Origin of the sequence: Bradyrhizobium sp. BRP56 (genome assembly GCF_020194035.1) — a bacterium.
Taxonomy (GTDB): domain Bacteria; phylum Pseudomonadota; class Alphaproteobacteria; order Rhizobiales; family Xanthobacteraceae; genus Bradyrhizobium; species Bradyrhizobium australafricanum.
On record NZ_JADYVV010000025.1, the window covers coordinates 91,550 to 107,825 of the forward strand.

Here is a 16,276-nt window from a genome sequence, read left to right on the forward strand (position 1 = left end):
GCAAACGGCGGGACTTAATCCGCCGCTTCCCGTGCTCAGCCGGCGTTCGCCATGCGCTGATAGTCGGGCGCGCCGTTGCCGGCCGGGGTGATCGGGATGCCGCCGTCGGCATATTCGTTCAGCTTGTTGCGCAGCGTGCGGATCGAGATGCCGAGGATGTTGGCGGCATGGGTGCGATTGCCGAGGCAGTGCTTCAGCGTTTCCAGGATCAGGTCGCGCTCGACATCGGCGACGGTGCGGCCGACCAGCGCGCGGGTGACCTGCTCGGCGGCCAGCGTGGCGTGCGCGACCGCGGGTGCGGTCTTGGCGAGGTCGAGGCGGTCACCGTCGGGGGTCAGGATCGCCTCAGCGCCGATCTCGTCGCCCTGCGCCATCAGGACCGCGCGATGGATGGTGTTCTCGAGCTCGCGGACGTTGCCCTGCCAGCGGTTCGCGGTCAGGATGCGGCGGGCATCAGTCGAGATCGGACGCACCGGCATGCCGTTGGCCTCGGCATATTTCCTGGCGAAATGCTGCGCCAGCTCGAGGATGTCGGCCGGGCGGTCGCGCAGCGGCGGAATCTTCAGGTTGACGACGTTGAGGCGGAACAGCAGGTCCTCGCGGAAGGTGCCTTCGCGCACCGCCTCCGACAGGTTGCGGTTCGAGGTCGCGATGATGCGGATGTCGACCGGGACCGGCTTGGTGCCGCCGACGCGGTCGATCACGCGCTCCTGGATCGCGCGCAGCAGCTTGGACTGCAGCCGAACGTCCATCTCCGAGATCTCGTCGAGCAGCAGCGTGCCGCCGGTCGCTTCCTCGAACTTGCCGATGCGGCGCGCCACCGCGCCGGTGAAGGCACCCTTCTCATGGCCGAACAGCTCGGATTCAAGGAGGTGCTCGGGGATCGCGGCGCAGTTGATCGAGATGAACGGCCGCTTGGCGCGGGCCGAGCGGGAATGGACATAGCGCGCCAGCACTTCCTTGCCGGTGCCGGACTCGCCGGTGATCATGACGGAGGCGTCCGAGCCCGCGATCTGCTGCGCCAGCTTGATCACCCGGCCCATCGCCTCGTCGCGGTAGATCAGATCGCGCGCGTCGTTGGCGACCGCGGCCAGCACCGCTGCGATCAGCTCGGGGTCCGGCGGCAGCGGGATGTATTCCTTGGCGCCGGCATGGATCGCGGCGACCGCGGCGCGGGCGTCGTTGGAGATGCCGCAGGCGACGATCGGCACGTGGATGTGCTCGGCGTCGAGCCGCATCACGAGGTCGCGGATGTCGAGGCCGACATCGACCAGCAGGAGGTCGGCGCCCTTGCCGCCGCGCAGCACGTTCATCGCCTGTTCGGCGGCCTCGGCGTGGGTCACCGAGGCGCCGTTGTCCATCGCGATCTTGGTCGCGGTCGTGAGCTGGCCCTTCAGGGTGCCAACGATGAGAAGCCGCATGATGATCTCCTGTTCGTCTGGTCGCGCAGGTCCCGCGCGTGACCGCCTGAGTTGTTAAGAGCGTTCTGCCTTGATGATTTCGGTCATGGTCACGCCGAGCTTGTCTTCCACCAGCACCACTTCGCCGCGCGCCACCAGGCGGTTGTTGACGTAGATGTCGATCGCCTCGCCGACGCGCCGGTCGAGTTCGAGCACGGTGCCCGGTCCGAGTTTCAAGAGGTCGCCGACGTCCATCTTGGAGCGGCCGAGTACCGCCGAGACCTGCACCGGCACGTCGAACACGGCCTCCAGATCGGCCGCGATGCGCGCGGCATGTTCGTCTTCGTTGTAGCCGATGTCGTCGATGGTGGGCGCGTCGGCGGAGTTGAGATCGGGAAGCGGGACTTGGGTGTCGGTGTCGGTCATGGTTCAGCCCTCAATCGCCTTCAGCCGGCCTGGCCGCGGGACGCCAGATAGCGCCCGACGAGTTCGTTGATCTTGCCTTCGATCGCGGCGCGTTCCAGCACGACGCCGCCATCGGCCCATTCGATCCGGCAGTCGCCGGTCGCAATCGTCGGCTCGGCGAGGATCACCAGCCGGCCCTGAAAGCCGGAATGCGCCGCCATCCGCTCGATGTTGTCGTGCGCCGCCTCGTAGAGCGCGTCATTGATGCGGACCACGAGATGCGGTGTCGCCACCAGATGCGAGAAGCAGTCGGAGACCAGCGCGGTGATCTCGCCGAGCGGTTCGCGCGCGATCAGCTCGGAGCAGAGCTTGCGGGCGACCGCCACCGCGACGTCCACCGCCTCGGTTTCCATCCGCGTCTCGATGCCGGCGAAGCGCGCCGCGATGCCCTTGATCGCGGTGCCGATCTCCTCCAGCGCCTGCGCGGCGCGGCGGTCGCTCTCGACCTTGGCCTCGCGCAGCGCGGCCTCGTAGCCGGCGCGATAGGCCCGTGCCTCGGCGTCGGCGACCTTCTGTGCGACCTCGGCCGGCGTCGGCGCGCGTTCGCGCGCGCGGTCCGGCGCCGAGAAATCGGTGTCGAACAGGAATTTTGCGGGCGCGGCCATCAATACACCAGCTCGTCGTCGGCGCGGTTCTTGGTCAGCGTGATCTCGCCGCGGGCGGCGAGGTCCTTGGCGAGGTTGACCAGAAGCGCCTGCGCTTCGTCGACGTCGCGCAGCCGCACCGGACCCATTGCGGCCATGTCGTCCATCAGCATCTTGCCGGCGCGCGAGGACATGTTGCCGAGGAAGAAGCTGCGCACCTCCTCGTTGGCGCTCTTCAGCGCGACGCCGAGCTTGTCCTTGTCGATGTTGCGCATCAGCGTCTGGGCCGAGGCGGTATCGAGCTTGATCAAATCGTCGAAGGTGAACATCAGCGCCTTGATGCGCTCGGCGGATTCGCGGTTTTCCTCTTCCAGCGACGTGATGAAGCGGGTCTCGGTCTGGCGGTCGAAATTGTTGAAGATCTCCGCCATCACCTCATGGGCGTCGCGGCGGCGGGTCTGCGACAGGTTCGACATGAACTCGGTGCGCAGCGTCTGCTCGACGCGCTCGATGACTTCCTTCTGCACCGCTTCCATCCGCAGCATGCGGCCGACCACGTCGAGCGCGATGTCCTCGGGCAGGATCGCGAGCACGCGCGCGGCGTGCTCCGGCTTCAGCTTCGACAGCACCACGGCGATGGTCTGCGGGTATTCGTTCTTGAGGTAGTTGGCGAGCACCTCTTCCTGCACGTTGGAGAGCTTCTCCCACATGTTGCGGCCGGCCGGGCCGCGGATCTCGTCCATGATGCCGGAGACGCGCTCGGCCGGCAGGTATTGCTGCAGCAGCCGTTCGGTGGCGTCGAAATTGCCCATCAGCGCGCCGGAGGCCGACATCCGCGAGACGAATTCCAGCATCAGGTCCTCGACCACGTCGGCCTCGACGGTGCCGAGGGTCGACATGTGGACCGACAGCTCGCGGACCTCCTCGTCGTCGAGCATCGACCAGATCTTGCCGCCATACTGCTCGCCGAGCGCGAGCATCAGGATCGCCGCGCGCTTCGGGCCGGGCAGCGGCTTGCCTTTGGGCCGGGCGCTTTGCCGGTTCGCCAGCGTCGAGAGGACGGTGGCGATGTCGTTGGCGTTTGTGGTCTGGGGTACGGCGGCCATGTCAGTTCTCTACCGGCTCGCTCAGCCATTGACGGACGATGGAGACGGTTTCGTTCGGATTGCGTTCGGCGAGCTCGCCGACCCGGTGCACGGCCTGGGCGTGGACCTGACCCTGGATCTGGGCGACGTCGATCAATTGCGCCGCGCCGCTGCCGCTCGGGATCAGCGCCTGACCCGGCGTTGCGGCGCTCTCGGCATGGGCTTCCGCCAGCGCGGGCATGCCCGCGCCGGTCAGCGCCGGAATGACGTCGGCCGCCACGATGCGCTTGACCAGCGGGCGGACCACCATGAACAGCACGACGAGGCCGAGCATCATCATGACGCCGAGCTCGATGACGTACATCACGTCATCCTTGGTGAATTGCAGCATGCCGAGCAGGCCGGTCGGCTCGGCGATCGGCTGCGCGGCGGGCGGCTCGGCGAAGCGCAGGTTGACGACCTCGACCTGGTCGCCGCGCTTCTGGTCGAAGCCGATCGCGGAGCGGACCAAAGCGGCGATGCGGTCGAGCTGCTCCTTGGTGCGGTCCTGATAGGCCAGCTCGCCCTTTTCGTTCTTGGAGTAGCTGCCGTCGACCAGCACCGCGACCGAGATGCGGTTGACGCGGCCGGCCTCGGTCACCTCGGTCTTGGTGGTGCGGGAAATCTCGTAGTTGTTGGTCTCTTCGCTCTTCTTGCTCTGGTCGCGGGCGCGGGCGGCGTTGTCCTGGTTCTGGCCGCCCGGCAGCTCGTTGGCGACGGTGACCTGGCCGGAATTGTCGGCGGTGAGGCTACTTTCCTCGCGGGTCTGGGTCGAGCGCAGCACCCGTCCTTCGGGGTCGAACTTGTCCGAGGTCTGGGTGATCTTGTTGTAGTCGAAGTCGGCGGAGAGCTGGACGCGGGCGCGGCCGGCGCCGACCACCGAGGAGACGATGTCCTCGACCTGCTTGCGCATCCGCTTCTCGAAGGCGGCGCGGCGCTCGTCGCCGACCGCGGCGTCGGCATCGGACTGGGCGCCGTCGGCGAGCAGTTGCCCGGCCTCGTCGACGATCGAGACCCGCTGCGGCTTCAGCCCGTTGACCGCGGAGGCGACGACGTGGCGGATCGCCCGGATCTGCTGCGGCTCCAGCGCGCCGCGCACCCTGAGCACGATCGAAGCTGATGGTTCAGGCGTCTCGCGCGAGAACAGCGGCTTCTCCGGCAGCACGAGGTGGACGCGCGCGGCCTGGACGCGGTCGATGGCGCGGATGGTGCGGGCGAGCTCGCCCTCCAGCGCCCGCAGATGATTGATGTTCTGGACGAAGCTCGTGGTGCCCAAGGCATCCGACTTGTCGAAGATCTCGTAGCCGACGCCGCCGCCCTTGGGCATGCCGCCCTCGGCGAGCTTCATCCTGAGCCGCGTCACCTTGTCCTTCGGCACCATGATCGCGGCGCCGTCATTGCGCAGCTCGAACGGGATCGCCTGGCGCTCCAGCTCTTTGATGATTCCAGAGGAATCCTCGGTCGACAGGTCGGTGAAGAGGGTGGTCATCTGTGGCGTCGTGACGCGCATGATGACGAAGGCGAAGAAGCCGATCAGAGCCGCGGTGACCGCAACCATGGCCGCGAGGCGGGCCGCACCAAGACCTCTCAGGAAAGCAACCAGACTTTGCACCAACGGCCCCCAGGGATTCGGCCCGCGCGGGTCCGACTGGGCAAATATTGCCTAGGGTATGGTTTCCATATGGTTAACGAAGGTTAAGGACCGCGGCAAAATCGCGGACATGAAAAAAACCGGCTTCGCAAGGCGAGGCCGGTTTTCGTCAAATGCCACAGGATCGGCGTCGAATTACTGCCGATATTGCTGGATGCGGGTGGTGCGCAGCCCGGCCAGACCGTGTTGGTCGATCGAAAACTGCCAGGAAAGGAATTCATCGACGGTCAATGTGTAGCGGCTGCAGGCCTCCTCGAGGGAGAGCAGGCCGCCGCGGACCGCAGCGACGACTTCGGCCTTGCGGCGGATGACCCACCGTTTGGTACCGGGGGCCGGCAAATCCGCAATCGTTAACGGGCTGCCGTCAGGCCCGATGACGTATTTCACCCTCGGGCGATGGGGTTCTGTCATGGCGTACTCACAAACTCTCAACCACTGAACTCGCAAGGGGTAAGCTACGCCTCCCGGTTTAAAATTTGCCTAAGCCCAAGCGTTCAATACGAATCTCGTTGGAACGGCCGGGAACATTCGGGTCTGCCCGCCGGCAGGCAGACCGGCGCGCGGCGCAATTCGCGGTTCGGTGCGCTCAAATCGAGGGACGCAGGGGACCGCGCGCCAACGTCAGCAAGGCGTCGGCGAGCGCCTCCGAGGCCTTGTCCGACCGTCTTTTCTCGTAGATGGCGAATTCCAGATCGGGAAGCGGCGGCAGGCCGTCGCCAATTCCGAGAACGCGCAGGCCCGTGGTGACGGCGCTGAGCGGCAGCGGGGTAATGGCAAGTCCCGCGACGGCGGCGGCGCGGACGCCGGTCAGGCTCGGGCTGGTATAGACGATCTCCCAGCCGAGCTCGCCGTCGCGCAGCGCGGAGAGCGCGGCGTCGCGCGACACCGATCGTTCGCGGTACAGCGCCAGCGGCAGCGGCACGCCGGGAACGAGATCGAACGTTTCCGCCGCGGTCCACACCAGCGGTTCGCGCCACACCAGACGGCCTTTCGACGTTCCGAGCGGCCGCTTGGCGAACACCAGATCGAGACGGCCCGCATCGAGCTGCTCGATCAGTTCGGCGCTGACACCGATCTGCACCTCGAGCTTGACCCCGCGATGCAGCGCGGCGAAGCGGCCCAGCGCCGACGGCAATGAGCCGCCGGCGACTTCCTCGACCACGCCGAGACGGACCGAGCCGGACAGCCGCGGCGCCACCAGCCGCTGCCGCGCCGCTTCCTCGAGCTGCAGCAAACGCCGCGCATCGCCGAGCAGCATCTCGCCTTCGTCGGTCAGCGCGACGCTGCGCGTCGTGCGCCGGAACAGCGGCCGCCGGGTCTCGAGCTCGAGCCGCTTGATCTGCTGGCTGATGGTCGACTGGGTCAGATGCAATTGCTCGGCGGCGCGGTGGAAGCCGCCGCAATCGGCGACCGCGACGAAGGCCCGCAAAAGTTCGAGGTCGAGCATCGATTAATCCATTATCGTAATCAATCATATTATAGAATATCGTTTCTATTATCAATGCCGGCCGCCTACCTTCGCTGCATGACCAAGCAAGGAGAGGCCATCATGTCGGAGACAACACCACGAACCGATCGCACGGCGCGTCTGGCGCGCGCGCGAGCTGTCTGCGGCACAAACGGAAAGGTCTGCCCGCCCGACCGCGCGGTCGAGCTGCTCGAGGCGGTCATCGCATCCGGCGACCGGGTGGCGCTCGAGGGCGACAACCAGAAGCAGGCCGACTTCCTGGCCGCGTGCCTCGCCGGGGTGGACCCGGCGCGGGTGCATGATCTGCACATGGTGCAGTCGGTGCTGGCGCTTCCCGATCATCTCGCGGTGTTCGAGCGCGGCATCGCCAACCGCCTGGACTTCGCCTTTGCCGGCCCGCAGAGCCGCCGCCTTGCCGAACTCGTCGCCGCCAAGGCGCTGCGGATCGGCGCAATCCATACCTATCTCGAACTTTACGCGCGGATGCTGGTGGACCTGACGCCGCAGGTTGCGCTCATCGTTGCCGACAAGGCCGATCGCCACGGCAATCTGTACACCGGTCCGAACACCGAGGACACGCCGACCATCGCCGAGGCCGCGGCGTTCCGCGGCGGCGTCGTCGTGGCGCAGGTCAACGAGATCGTCGATCGTCTGCCGCGCGTCGACATCCCCGGCGACTGGGTCGATGTCGTGGTGCCCGGTCCGAAGCCGTATGCGATCGATCCGCTGTTCACGCGCGATCCCGCCAAGGTCAGGGACGAGAACGTCCTGATGGCGATGATGGCGATATCGGCGGTGTACGAACCTTATCAGGTGACACGGCTCAATCACGGCATCGGCTATGCCACCGCGGCGATCGAGCTGATCCTGCCGACCTTTGCCGCCAGGCGCGGGCTGAAGGGCAAGGTCGCGCGGAATTTCGTGCTCAACCCGCATCCGACGCTGATCCCCGCGATCGAAGCCGGCTTCGTCGACAACGTCTATTGCTTCGGCTCGGAGCTCGGCATGGAGCGCTATGTCGCCAGCCGTCCCGATGTGTTTCCGGTCGGCGCCGACGGCAATCTGCGCTCCAACCGCGCGCTGGCGCAGGTCGCCGGACAATATGCCTGCGATCTGTTCGTCGGCGGCACCTTGCAGATCGATCCCGAGGGCAACAGCTCGACCGCCACCAAGGACCGCATCATGGGCTTCGGCGGCGCGCCGAACATGGGTGCCGATCCGCGCGGCCGACGCCACGACAGCGTTGCCTGGCTGCGTGCCGGCGAGGAAGCAGGCGAGCGCCTGCGCGGCCGCAAGCTGGTGGTGCAGATGGTCCAGACCCGGCAGCCGAACGGCGCGCCGAGCTTCGTCGAGCGCCTTGACGCGTTCGACCTCGCGGCCTCGGCCGGCTTTGCGCTGCCGCCCGTCATGATCCATGGCGACGATGTCACCCACGTGATCACCGAGCGCGGCGTCTGCAACCTGTTGCGTTGCCGCTCGCCGCAGGAGCGCGAGGCCGCCTTGCGCGCGGTCGCCGGCGACACCGAGTTCGGCCGGCGGCAGGACGCCGGGACGACCGACGGCCTGCGCCGCCGCGGCATCGTGATGCTGCCGTCCGATCTCGGCCTCGACGTCGAGACGGCGACGCGCGACTGGCTCGCCGCGAAATCCATCGACGACCTCGTCACCGCATCGGGCAACCTCTACACGCCGCCCGCCAAATTCCGCCGCTAGAAGGAGGCTCCCTTGACCCACGCCGAGCACACCCCAGGCAGTCCACCGGTCTTGCTCGACAAAGCGAGGCAGCTCGCCGCGGCATTGTTGTCCGAGCGCGGCGAAGCGTCGGGCGCCCTGATCGCGCGCCAATTGCAGCAGACCATGCGCGCGCTCGATGCCACGGGCCGGCACGGCTTTCAACGCTATCTGGCGAGCGCGTTTCAGCCCGACGCGACGGCGCTGCAGGATGCGGCGAAGCGCTATCTTGCCGACGGCACCGCGGCGGCCGCGGCCGCCTTGGCCGATGCCGCGGATCCGCCGCGGCAGGAGGTGCTGCGGCGGATGAACATGGCGCCCGGCGGCACGGCGAGCCTGATCGCGATGCGCAGCGAGATCGCCGGCCGTCTCGGTCCCGAACCGGAGCTGAAGCTGCTCGATGCCGATCTCAAGCATCTGTTCGTCTCATGGTTCAATCGCGGCTTCCTCGAGCTTCGCCGCATCGACTGGCAGTCGCCGGCCGCCGTGCTCGAGAAGCTGATCGCCTATGAGGCGGTGCACGAGATCAAGGGCTGGGACGATCTGCGCCGCCGCCTTGCGCCCGACCGCCGCTGCTTTGCCTTCTTCCACCCCGCGCTGCCCGGCGAGCCGCTGATCTTCGTCGAGGTCGCGCTGGTGCAGGGACTGGCCACCGCCGTGCCACCGCTGCTAGTGCAGGATGCGGATCAAGACAGCGCAGGCCTCAGGGCCGCGCATGCCGACACCGCGATCTTCTATTCGATCTCCAACTGCCAGGACGGACTGCGCGGCGTGTCGTTCGGCAATTTCCTGATCAAGCAGGTGGTCGAGGAGCTGCAAGCGGAATTCCCGCAGCTGAAGCGCTTCTCCACGCTGTCGCCGATCCCGGGCTTCAGGCGCTGGCTCGGCCAGCAGCCGCAATCCGGCGGCAAAGACGTCGCGATGCTGCGCGAGCTGGACCGCGAAGGCTGGTGGCACGACGCGGCGACCTGCGAGACCTGGCGTCCGGTCCTGATGAAGCTGTGCGCGCAATATCTCACGCGCTCGCCGGCGTCAGGAAATCGCATCGATCCGGTGGCGCGCTTCCATCTCGGCAACGGTGCCCGGCTGGAGCGGATCAATTGGCTCGGCAACACGGCCGACCGCGCGATGGCGGAATCCTTCGGCATCATGGTCAACTATCTTTACGATCACGACAGCATCGAGCGTAACCACGAGGCCTTTGCACGCGTAGGAGAGATTGTCCGTTCACCGCAGGTGGACGCGCTTCTCTGATTTTCAACTCAGCATACACAACGGAGCAGTAACATGATGATGAACAGACGTGCCTTCTCGACCGCTTTGCTCGCTGGAGCCGCGGCTTCACTGGTGTCCTCGCGCGGCATGGCCGCCACCACGCCGCCGGTCAAGGCGCGCAACGTCGTGCTGGTGCACGGCCTGTTCGCCGACGGCTCCTGCTGGTCCGAGGTTATTCCGCGCCTGCAGGCCGCCGGGCTCAACGTGACGTCGGTGCAAAATCCGCTGACCACGCTGCCCGACGCGGTTGCTTCCGCGCAGCGGGTACTCGATCGCCAGGATGGTCCGACTGTGCTGGTCGGCCATTCCTTCTCCGGCATGATCGTCACCGAGGCCGGCGTGCGTCCGAATGTCTCGGCGCTGGTCTATGTCGCGGCGCGCGCACCCGATGCGGACGAGGATTACACCGCGCTGGCCAAGACCTATCCGACGCCGCCGGCGAGCGCCGGCATCGTGTTCGACGGCGACGAGGGCCGGCTCAGCGAACAAGCGTTCCTGCGCGATTTCGCTGGCGACCTGCCGGAGGCGAAGGCGAAGGTGCTCTATGCCGTGCAGCAGCCGTTCCAAAAGCAACTGCTGGCCGGCAAGACCAGCCATGCGGCCTGGCGCAGCAAGCCGAGCTACTACGCCGTCTCGACCGAAGACCGCACCATCAATCCGGATCTCGAGCGCTTCATGGCCAAGCGGATGGGCGCCACCACGATCGAGGTGAAGGCCAGCCATCTCGCGCTGATCTCGCAGCCGGACGCGATCGCGCGGCTGATCCTCGACGCCGCGCGGCAGTCGAGCTGAGCGTCGGCGTTGACCGTGCGTGGGAGAGCATCCGCTTCTCCCGCGCACGATGACGCGCTCTAGAGGATATGCGCGCCATGACCGTCGAAGATGCCGCGATCGCCGGCGCGCGGCACAAGGTCTTGTCCGGCGGCATCGACATCCGGCGGCCGGGCGCGCTTGGTGCCGAGCGTGTTCAGCAGCGTCGCGACCGCGGCCATCACAAGGACGCCGGCAAGACTGAGTCCGATCTGCATCGAGAGCCGGTTCGAGATGTCGAACAGGTCACATTGGCTGGCGAGCGCCAGCAGGACGCCGAGACAATAGATCGGCAGCGAGTTCTCGCCACAACGCCTCGCGCTGCGCAGCATCGGCGTCGACAGTCCCTGCCAGCCCGCTGGAACGAGCCATGACACCACGATGGCAAGTGCCAGAAAATGCAGCAGCCGCAACGGGCTCAAATTCGACTTGTCCATCGGAAACAGCAGATCCGTCAGCGCCTGCGGCAGCAGCGGCGGCTTGATGCCGTGGCCCAGCGCAACGACGAGGCCGAACGCGAGATAGAGCGCGGACAGAACCAGCGCAGGGCGCGCCGTCACCCATCCCTGGATCGTCCTTCCCTCGATGACGTACCATGCGCCCAGCACGACCGGAAGCTGCCAGGCCAGCGGGTTGAAGAACCAGACGCCGTCGGGCCAGGCGGGAATGCTCCAGCCGAAGAGATGCACCAGCGCATAAAGCGACAGCGAAAGGCCAAGCGTCAGGTTCGGCGCTCGCAGCAGCAGCCACAGCAGCGGTGCGAACAACACGTGACAGATCACAAAGACCGGCAGCACGTCGGTATTGACAGGGTGGAATTGCAGCACCGCGGCGTGCGCAAGCGCTGCGCCCGGACGTTCGAACAGAACCCGCGTATTGCTGTCGTCGGCGAGGCGATCGATGCCCGCGAGGTAGACGACGATCGCGCAAGCGAGCGTCAGCAGCAGAAAGGCGGCATAGATATCCCATCCTCGCCGCAGCGAACGGCCGATCATGCCGCGCCAACCGTCGCGCTGACGCGCCCTGCCGTAGGCCAGTGCGCAGGTGACGCCCGAGATGAACATGAATATTTCGGCGGCATCGCAGAAGCCGTAGTTGCGCAGGGTCAGCCAACTTCCGACGTTGTCTGGAATGTGATCGAGAAAGATCCACCACAACGCGATCCCGCGACAGACATCGATGCGCGGGTCGCGGCCGGTCGATCTGAACTCCGGCGGAGTCTCGCCGAGCAATCGCTTCGAGCTGCGGGTTCGATCGTGCATCTGTCGATCTGTCTGGCGGGCGCGCGCGGCCTCATCGGACCCAGGTCCATGAGACGCTCGGGTGCTCCGAGGCGTGCGCGTGCCGGACTAGCCTCCGGCCAACCTGTATGATTGTGCGCTCCAGCTACCCGAGGGTTGGCGGCGCTTCCGCCGGCCAGCCGCAATCACGGGGACCGGGTGGATCGCTATCCTCTGACGGCGCCGCCTGCGCGACGTCGCCGATGGCCGGCAACAAGTGCTGCTTTCGCATTTCGGCGAGGCGGGCGCGACAGTATTCACGATAAAGCATGTCGAATATGATGGACATGATCGAACGCCTTCTTGATCACTAGGTTGACTTTCCCACGTGACAGATTTCGACCATTTCAACCGGCGGCGATAACCGACAGTGCCGCAGGCAGTCCGACGCAACCAAAATCGATATCAGTCGTTCTACTGAATGACCTGCGCGTGGCGTCTTAGCCAGGAAACCGCGTACAGGGGCACGACACTGATTTGCGCTTGCACGCTGCCCGGAATGTTTGAAACGGATCCGATGGCAGCAATTATAAATAGAGCGATCGCGACTGCTTCTTCTTAAAAGGGAAATTTGCCGCGATTTTCATGATGTCATTATATACGTAATATTCTAATCACCAAGTGAACCAGTTCACATCAGCATCAATCACAGGCGAGCAAGACTAGCAGACCGGTAGCGTGGCTTCTTGGACTCATGCGCACGGATCGGGCGAAGGCCGGTGCGTGAATCGCAAAATGCAGATACTGACTGTGGAGTGCCGCAGCATTTCATTCTGGTGTTTTGTGAAGGCTGGAGGTCCCCATGCCGATGGACGCAGCCAATTTCGCATCGTATCGATTTTCGACGTGCGAGCTTCCGGAACGCATTCGTATCCCGCTCTGGCGCGAGCACTTTGGCCGATGCATCGTGCACGCCGATATCGAGCCTCTCTCGAACGTTTCATTCCAGGCCGATGCGTCGCTGCGAGCGGTTCAGGGTCTACGCATGCTGGCGCTGAAGGGTACGTCGATGCGGTTCAAGCGTTTGCAGGCGAACCTTGCCGATGGCGATGACTCCATCGGGGTCATCTTCTGCTCTCCGGGCAGAGGTCAGCTATCGCAGCGTGGCCGGGACGCCGATTTTCGCGCCGGCGACGCAATTGCAATTCTGCATTCGGAGCCCGCCAGCGTCACCTATATCGACGGGTTGCAATTCGGCCTGGCCGTGCCGCGCGAGGCGCTTGCGCAGCGCGTGACCGACGTCGAAGGCCTGGTCATGCGGCCGATTTGGCACCGGACAGAAGCATTCCGACTGTTCATCTCATACCTGAAATCGGTGCTTAAGACGAAAGCGCTGAGCGCGCCGAAGCTTCGCGATACGGTCGTGACCCATATCCACGATCTCATCGCGCTCGCGATCGGCGAGTGTGCTGCGCTGGGCGAGAGCAGCGCGAGCGCCGTCGTCGCTGCGCGGCACCGTGCCGTGCTCGACTACATCGCCGCACACTTTGAGGAGCCCGGGCTCAACGTTCAAACGGTTGCGCGTGGCCAGGGCATCTCGTCGCGCTATCTGCAGCGCCTGATGGCGTCATCAGGACCGTCATTCACCGAGCGCTTGAATGAATTGCGGCTCGAGCGGGCGCTCAAATTGCTCACCGAGCCAGATGCCGGTCGTCGGCGAATTTCCGATATCGCGCTCGAGGTCGGTTTCTCGGATGTTTCGCATTTCAACCGTCTGTTCCGAGCCCGCTTCGGCGATTCGCCACGCGGTGTGCGGCTCGCACGAAAGGGTTCTCACTGAGCCGCCGCCCCTGATCGGGATGTGCGCGAGATGCTGCCTGGGGGCGCTCCGGAGCGAAGGGCGAGGTGGGTTGAGGCCGGCTGCAAGTCTGGTTGGGGCAAAACCCGACGTTGGGGCGGGCCCGAGCCTCGAACGCCTCTCGCGGCTGCGCGCGCATTAGCTTATGTGAATCGACACAACTTATGTGAATCGAAGCGCTATGGTGGCGGCTCTGCTCCCGGAGTGGCGAGCCATTGGTCGATCTGGACGGCGCGCTCGGCCTCGCGGGCCTTCTTGAGAAGTCGTTCCCGCTCGGTGCCGGGAGGCAGATGCGAAGCCCTCGCGCGGGCCGCTTCCTCCAGCTGAATGAGGCGGTATGCGAGCGTCGTGGTTTGCTTGAAGCGATTGCGACGTTTCATGTGTGCAATTGGTGTTTCAACCCTGATGTAGGTCCGAACCGCGCTCGTCGTCGTTTGTTCCTATTGAACGGCGGGGCGTGGCCTGTCCTGGTCGCGCCCTTGAGAGCACCATGCGGCGGGCCGGCCAGGGAATGCCGGACATCGGCCGGCAGCGTCGGTCTGCGGGAAGCGAGCCGAGCCGAGATGAGAACAATCGTTCCCCGTCAGACGCTCGTCGAAGCCAGGGGGATGCGGAAGAGTTCGCTATCGCCCGCATCGCGAACCGAAATGAAATTGCCGTCGCGAACCATCTCCGGCTTTTCGGTCCCGATCCGGTGAGCGATGAAGCTGCCGTGATCCTGGGCGTCCTTGTCGTCGGCACAGTCGTGACCGACGACGTCGTGTGCGGGGATGTCGCCCGCGAGATGGAAGAAGTATCTGGGCATCTAGGTTAGCTTGTCCAAATTGCCGAACGGCTTCGCGGGCGGCGCATTCTCGGCCTTCTTGATCTGCTGCGCGCCTTCCTCGGCAAGCCTGCCATCGTTGATGATCTCGGCGATGAGCTGCTTGACCCGTCCGCCGATCCTGTCTGCAATGCCTGTCATGGCTTACCTTTGTTCGTGCTGCCGCCCGCGGCCTCTCACGACTGAAGTATCGCTCGTGGAGAATGTTCCTCCGAGGGGTGAGCACCCAGCCATCCAAGAAAGGAACAAATGACTGTCCGGAAGATTGGATCGCCAGCAACGGCCGAGGCTCAGGCCGAGCGGTTGACGCGAGAAGTTCAGTGACGAAGCGCTTGACCAGGAAAGAGCAGTTCGATCGATCGAAGATCAACATGCATGATCTGCTTCAGGTGAGATGCTGGACACATGCCCTCGGCGTGTCGCGCGAACAGCTGCGTAAAGCCGTCGAGAAGGTCGGTGACTCGGCCGTCACGGTTCGCAAGGAGCTCGGAATTCCCGAGGAATGACATGGCCACCGAACAGCAGATCCGGGACTACGCGCGGCAGCTCTGGGAGAAGGCCGGAAAGCCCGACGGCAGGGACGAGGAATTCCGGCACGCGGCCGAGGTCGAGCTGAATGCGGAGAGCGAAAGTCCGGACGCGCCAGCACTGGACCAGCCGAACAAGACGACCATTCCCGGATGAAGCCGGCCTTGGCGCGAGAGGCGCGCCGGCGGCGCGATTGATGGGGATCCTCCATTAGGAACATTGCCATTCTGTCGCGGTTCTCGAAACGCCGCATGGAGCGGTGAGGAGGACGTTATGAAAAGACTGGTTTTGATTTCTGTTGCCGCCGTATTGGCGTCGACGGGCGCTTTTGCCCAGAGCACGATTGTCGGCACGACCGGTGCCGGACATGCCGCCACCGTGCAGATCGAGCCGCAATACCGTACGCGAATCCACAGCTATGTGACCGAACACAAGATCCGTCCCGTCGAGACGCGGGAGAGGATCGTCGTCGGCTCGCCTGTGCCGCGCGAGGTCGAGCTTGAAGCGGTGCCTGCCGATTGGGGCCCGTCGCTCACCAGATATCGCTATGTCTATACCGGCCAGCGCGTGATGCTGGTCGATCCCGACACCCGTACGGTCGTCCAGGAAGTCGAGTGAGGCCGCTCTGATGGCGGGCCGCCAGCAACGGCGGCGGCCCGCGCTCAGCCGGAACGCCTGATCCGCGGGACAAACGCCGTTCGGTCAGCGGCCATCGACCGCGTCGGCCGTCAGAGACCGATGCTGGCGACAGCCGCTTCCGCGATGCCCTTCGCGTCGAGGGCCCCGGTCTTGCCGATCTCGATGACCTTGCGGGCCACGATCTCGCAAAGCGGATCGTTGCGATCGACCAGACCCATCGAATGCAGCGCCAGGCTGAACGCCCTGTTGAAGAGCTCGATTTGTTCCGGGGTGTATTCGTCCGTCTTCAGCAAGCGATTGATCGGCATTGTCGAGCCCCACAGCAAGCAGCCAAGTGACGTGGCTATAGCATGGAACCGTCGCGATCGGCAGTCGGCTTTCCCTGCGCCCTCCAGCAGAGGCGAGACGAGAAGCAAAAGCTCGGGCAAATCATGTCGCGAGAATGCGATCGTGTGACCACAAAAACCGCGCCACACACTCAGTGTCGTCCTGGCGAAAGCCAGGACCCATTACCCCAACTCTCAATTGTTGCGCGACGCTGGGGCCACGATCCCGTTCATTACCAAATGCGGTGGTTGATGGTGTGGACGGCCCCCTACGGCATCAGTGTGCCAGAATGAGGTTGTCTAGATCTCATACAAGGGAGCCGTCCGTGAACCAGATTATCCGCATTGGGATTGATACGTCGAAGTATATTTTT

At 65.1% G+C, this 16,276-nt stretch carries 20 protein-coding genes; 7 read left to right on the forward strand and 13 right to left on the reverse strand.

The window, feature by feature from the left end:
- Positions 1–35 precede the first annotated feature (35 nt).
- The 7 genes from I6F38_RS19205 to I6F38_RS19235 form a co-directional block, all read right to left on the reverse strand.
- Positions 36–1,421, reverse strand: a complete 1,386-nt coding sequence (locus I6F38_RS19205; protein ID WP_225161424.1) for a sigma-54 dependent transcriptional regulator — start codon at positions 1,419–1,421, stop codon at positions 36–38.
- A gap of 54 nt (positions 1,422–1,475) precedes the next feature.
- Positions 1,476–1,826 (reverse strand): flagellar motor switch protein FliN, encoded by a 351-nt coding sequence (gene fliN / locus I6F38_RS19210; protein ID WP_028333458.1) that lies wholly within the window; start codon positions 1,824–1,826, stop codon positions 1,476–1,478.
- A gap of 20 nt (positions 1,827–1,846) precedes the next feature.
- A complete protein-coding gene (locus I6F38_RS19215) occupies positions 1,847–2,470 on the reverse strand; it encodes a FliH/SctL family protein (RefSeq protein ID WP_018273553.1) in 624 nt (207 codons plus the stop codon).
- Complete coding sequence (fliG, locus tag I6F38_RS19220) at positions 2,470–3,555, reverse strand: flagellar motor switch protein FliG (RefSeq protein ID WP_018273552.1); 1,086 nt, start codon at positions 3,553–3,555, stop codon at positions 2,470–2,472. The genes I6F38_RS19215 and fliG overlap by 1 nt, the downstream gene beginning before the upstream one ends.
- Position 3,556: 1 nt before the next feature.
- Entirely contained in the window at positions 3,557–5,185 is a 1,629-nt protein-coding gene (gene fliF, locus I6F38_RS19225) for a flagellar basal-body MS-ring/collar protein FliF (RefSeq protein ID WP_225161425.1), read from the reverse strand.
- 174 nt (positions 5,186–5,359) lie between these two features.
- Complete coding sequence (locus I6F38_RS19230; protein ID WP_002714638.1) at positions 5,360–5,635, reverse strand: DUF1153 domain-containing protein; 276 nt, start codon at positions 5,633–5,635, stop codon at positions 5,360–5,362.
- Positions 5,636–5,810: 175 nt separating this feature from the next.
- Positions 5,811–6,671, reverse strand: coding sequence for a LysR substrate-binding domain-containing protein (locus tag I6F38_RS19235; protein ID WP_225161426.1), 861 nt, complete (start codon positions 6,669–6,671; stop codon positions 5,811–5,813).
- 78 nt (positions 6,672–6,749) lie between these two features.
- Between I6F38_RS19235 and mdcA the strand changes: the two genes are divergently transcribed.
- The 3 genes from mdcA to I6F38_RS19250 are packed head-to-tail and all read left to right on the forward strand — an operon-like array spanning position 6,750 to position 10,490.
- On the forward strand, positions 6,750–8,405 hold the full coding sequence (gene mdcA, locus I6F38_RS19240; RefSeq protein ID WP_225161427.1) for a malonate decarboxylase subunit alpha: 1,656 nt from the start codon (positions 6,750–6,752) through the stop codon (positions 8,403–8,405).
- Between the two features lie 12 nt (positions 8,406–8,417).
- Positions 8,418–9,677: a malonyl-CoA decarboxylase gene (locus I6F38_RS19245; protein ID WP_225161428.1), complete on the forward strand. Its 1,260-nt coding sequence runs from the start codon at positions 8,418–8,420 to the stop codon at positions 9,675–9,677.
- A 33-nt stretch (positions 9,678–9,710) separates the two neighbouring features.
- The gene (locus I6F38_RS19250) at positions 9,711–10,490 is read left to right on the forward strand and encodes an alpha/beta hydrolase (protein ID WP_225161429.1); all 780 of its coding nucleotides are present in this window, start codon (positions 9,711–9,713) and stop codon (positions 10,488–10,490) included.
- A 59-nt stretch (positions 10,491–10,549) separates the two neighbouring features.
- On the opposite strand, the gene I6F38_RS19255 is transcribed toward I6F38_RS19250, so the two are convergent.
- Both I6F38_RS19255 and I6F38_RS19260 read right to left on the reverse strand, forming a co-directional pair.
- On the reverse strand, positions 10,550–11,770 hold the full coding sequence (locus I6F38_RS19255; RefSeq protein WP_225161430.1) for an OpgC domain-containing protein: 1,221 nt from the start codon (positions 11,768–11,770) through the stop codon (positions 10,550–10,552).
- Between the two features lie 124 nt (positions 11,771–11,894).
- Positions 11,895–12,077 (reverse strand): hypothetical protein, encoded by a 183-nt coding sequence (locus I6F38_RS19260; protein WP_038377339.1) that lies wholly within the window; start codon positions 12,075–12,077, stop codon positions 11,895–11,897.
- Positions 12,078–12,590: 513 nt separating this feature from the next.
- On the opposite strand from I6F38_RS19260, the gene I6F38_RS19265 reads away from it, so the two are divergent.
- The gene (locus I6F38_RS19265; RefSeq protein WP_225161431.1) at positions 12,591–13,568 is read left to right on the forward strand and encodes an AraC family transcriptional regulator; all 978 of its coding nucleotides are present in this window, start codon (positions 12,591–12,593) and stop codon (positions 13,566–13,568) included.
- A gap of 197 nt (positions 13,569–13,765) precedes the next feature.
- Here the strand turns inward: I6F38_RS19265 and I6F38_RS19270 are convergent, their stop codons facing one another.
- The 3 genes from I6F38_RS19270 to I6F38_RS19280 form a co-directional block, all read right to left on the reverse strand.
- On the reverse strand, positions 13,766–13,966 hold the full coding sequence (locus tag I6F38_RS19270; RefSeq protein ID WP_057017332.1) for a hypothetical protein: 201 nt from the start codon (positions 13,964–13,966) through the stop codon (positions 13,766–13,768).
- Positions 13,967–14,169: 203 nt separating this feature from the next.
- The gene (locus I6F38_RS19275; RefSeq protein WP_028333448.1) at positions 14,170–14,391 is read right to left on the reverse strand and encodes a hypothetical protein; all 222 of its coding nucleotides are present in this window, start codon (positions 14,389–14,391) and stop codon (positions 14,170–14,172) included.
- Positions 14,392–14,550 (reverse strand): hypothetical protein, encoded by a 159-nt coding sequence (locus I6F38_RS19280; protein ID WP_194295381.1) that lies wholly within the window; start codon positions 14,548–14,550, stop codon positions 14,392–14,394.
- Between the two features lie 179 nt (positions 14,551–14,729).
- On the opposite strand from I6F38_RS19280, the gene I6F38_RS19285 reads away from it, so the two are divergent.
- The 3 genes from I6F38_RS19285 (at position 14,730) to I6F38_RS19295 (ending at position 15,555) form a co-directional block, all read left to right on the forward strand.
- Complete coding sequence (locus I6F38_RS19285) at positions 14,730–14,915, forward strand: DUF3606 domain-containing protein (RefSeq protein WP_028333447.1); 186 nt, start codon at positions 14,730–14,732, stop codon at positions 14,913–14,915.
- A 1-nt stretch (position 14,916) separates the two neighbouring features.
- On the forward strand, positions 14,917–15,093 hold the full coding sequence (locus I6F38_RS19290) for a DUF2934 domain-containing protein (RefSeq protein ID WP_225161432.1): 177 nt from the start codon (positions 14,917–14,919) through the stop codon (positions 15,091–15,093).
- A gap of 117 nt (positions 15,094–15,210) precedes the next feature.
- Positions 15,211–15,555 carry a DUF1236 domain-containing protein gene (locus I6F38_RS19295; RefSeq protein WP_092089173.1) on the forward strand — a complete coding sequence of 115 codons (345 nt, stop codon included), beginning with the start codon at positions 15,211–15,213 and terminating at the stop codon, positions 15,553–15,555.
- A 110-nt stretch (positions 15,556–15,665) separates the two neighbouring features.
- Here the strand turns inward: I6F38_RS19295 and I6F38_RS19300 are convergent, their stop codons facing one another.
- A complete protein-coding gene (locus I6F38_RS19300; protein ID WP_225161433.1) occupies positions 15,666–15,884 on the reverse strand; it encodes a hypothetical protein in 219 nt (72 codons plus the stop codon).
- Between the last annotated feature and the right edge of the window lie 392 nt (positions 15,885–16,276).

Bases quoted from the DNA above. Each gene is read 5' to 3' on its own strand.
- I6F38_RS19205 (WP_225161424.1), bottom strand. From the start codon at position 1,421: ATGCGGCTTCTCATCGTTGGCACCCTGAAGGGCCAGCTCACGACCGCG.
- fliN (WP_028333458.1), bottom strand. From the start codon at position 1,826: ATGACCGACACCGACACCCAAGTCCCGCTTCCCGATCTCAACTCCGCC.
- I6F38_RS19215 (WP_018273553.1), bottom strand. From the start codon at position 2,470: ATGGCCGCGCCCGCAAAATTCCTGTTCGACACCGATTTCTCGGCGCCG.
- fliG (WP_018273552.1), bottom strand. From the start codon at position 3,555: ATGGCCGCCGTACCCCAGACCACAAACGCCAACGACATCGCCACCGTC.
- I6F38_RS19230 (WP_002714638.1), bottom strand. From the start codon at position 5,635: ATGACAGAACCCCATCGCCCGAGGGTGAAATACGTCATCGGGCCTGAC.
- I6F38_RS19235 (WP_225161426.1), bottom strand. From the start codon at position 6,671: ATGCTCGACCTCGAACTTTTGCGGGCCTTCGTCGCGGTCGCCGATTGC.
- mdcA (WP_225161427.1), top strand. From the start codon at position 6,750: ATGACCAAGCAAGGAGAGGCCATCATGTCGGAGACAACACCACGAACC.
- I6F38_RS19250 (WP_225161429.1), top strand. From the start codon at position 9,711: ATGATGATGAACAGACGTGCCTTCTCGACCGCTTTGCTCGCTGGAGCC.
- I6F38_RS19255 (WP_225161430.1), bottom strand. From the start codon at position 11,770: ATGCACGATCGAACCCGCAGCTCGAAGCGATTGCTCGGCGAGACTCCG.
- I6F38_RS19260 (WP_038377339.1), bottom strand. From the start codon at position 12,077: ATGTCCATCATATTCGACATGCTTTATCGTGAATACTGTCGCGCCCGC.
- I6F38_RS19265 (WP_225161431.1), top strand. From the start codon at position 12,591: ATGCCGATGGACGCAGCCAATTTCGCATCGTATCGATTTTCGACGTGC.
- I6F38_RS19270 (WP_057017332.1), bottom strand. From the start codon at position 13,966: ATGAAACGTCGCAATCGCTTCAAGCAAACCACGACGCTCGCATACCGC.
- I6F38_RS19275 (WP_028333448.1), bottom strand. From the start codon at position 14,391: ATGCCCAGATACTTCTTCCATCTCGCGGGCGACATCCCCGCACACGAC.
- I6F38_RS19280 (WP_194295381.1), bottom strand. From the start codon at position 14,550: ATGACAGGCATTGCAGACAGGATCGGCGGACGGGTCAAGCAGCTCATC.
- I6F38_RS19290 (WP_225161432.1), top strand. From the start codon at position 14,917: ATGGCCACCGAACAGCAGATCCGGGACTACGCGCGGCAGCTCTGGGAG.
- I6F38_RS19295 (WP_092089173.1), top strand. From the start codon at position 15,211: ATGAAAAGACTGGTTTTGATTTCTGTTGCCGCCGTATTGGCGTCGACG.
- I6F38_RS19300 (WP_225161433.1), bottom strand. From the start codon at position 15,884: ATGCCGATCAATCGCTTGCTGAAGACGGACGAATACACCCCGGAACAA.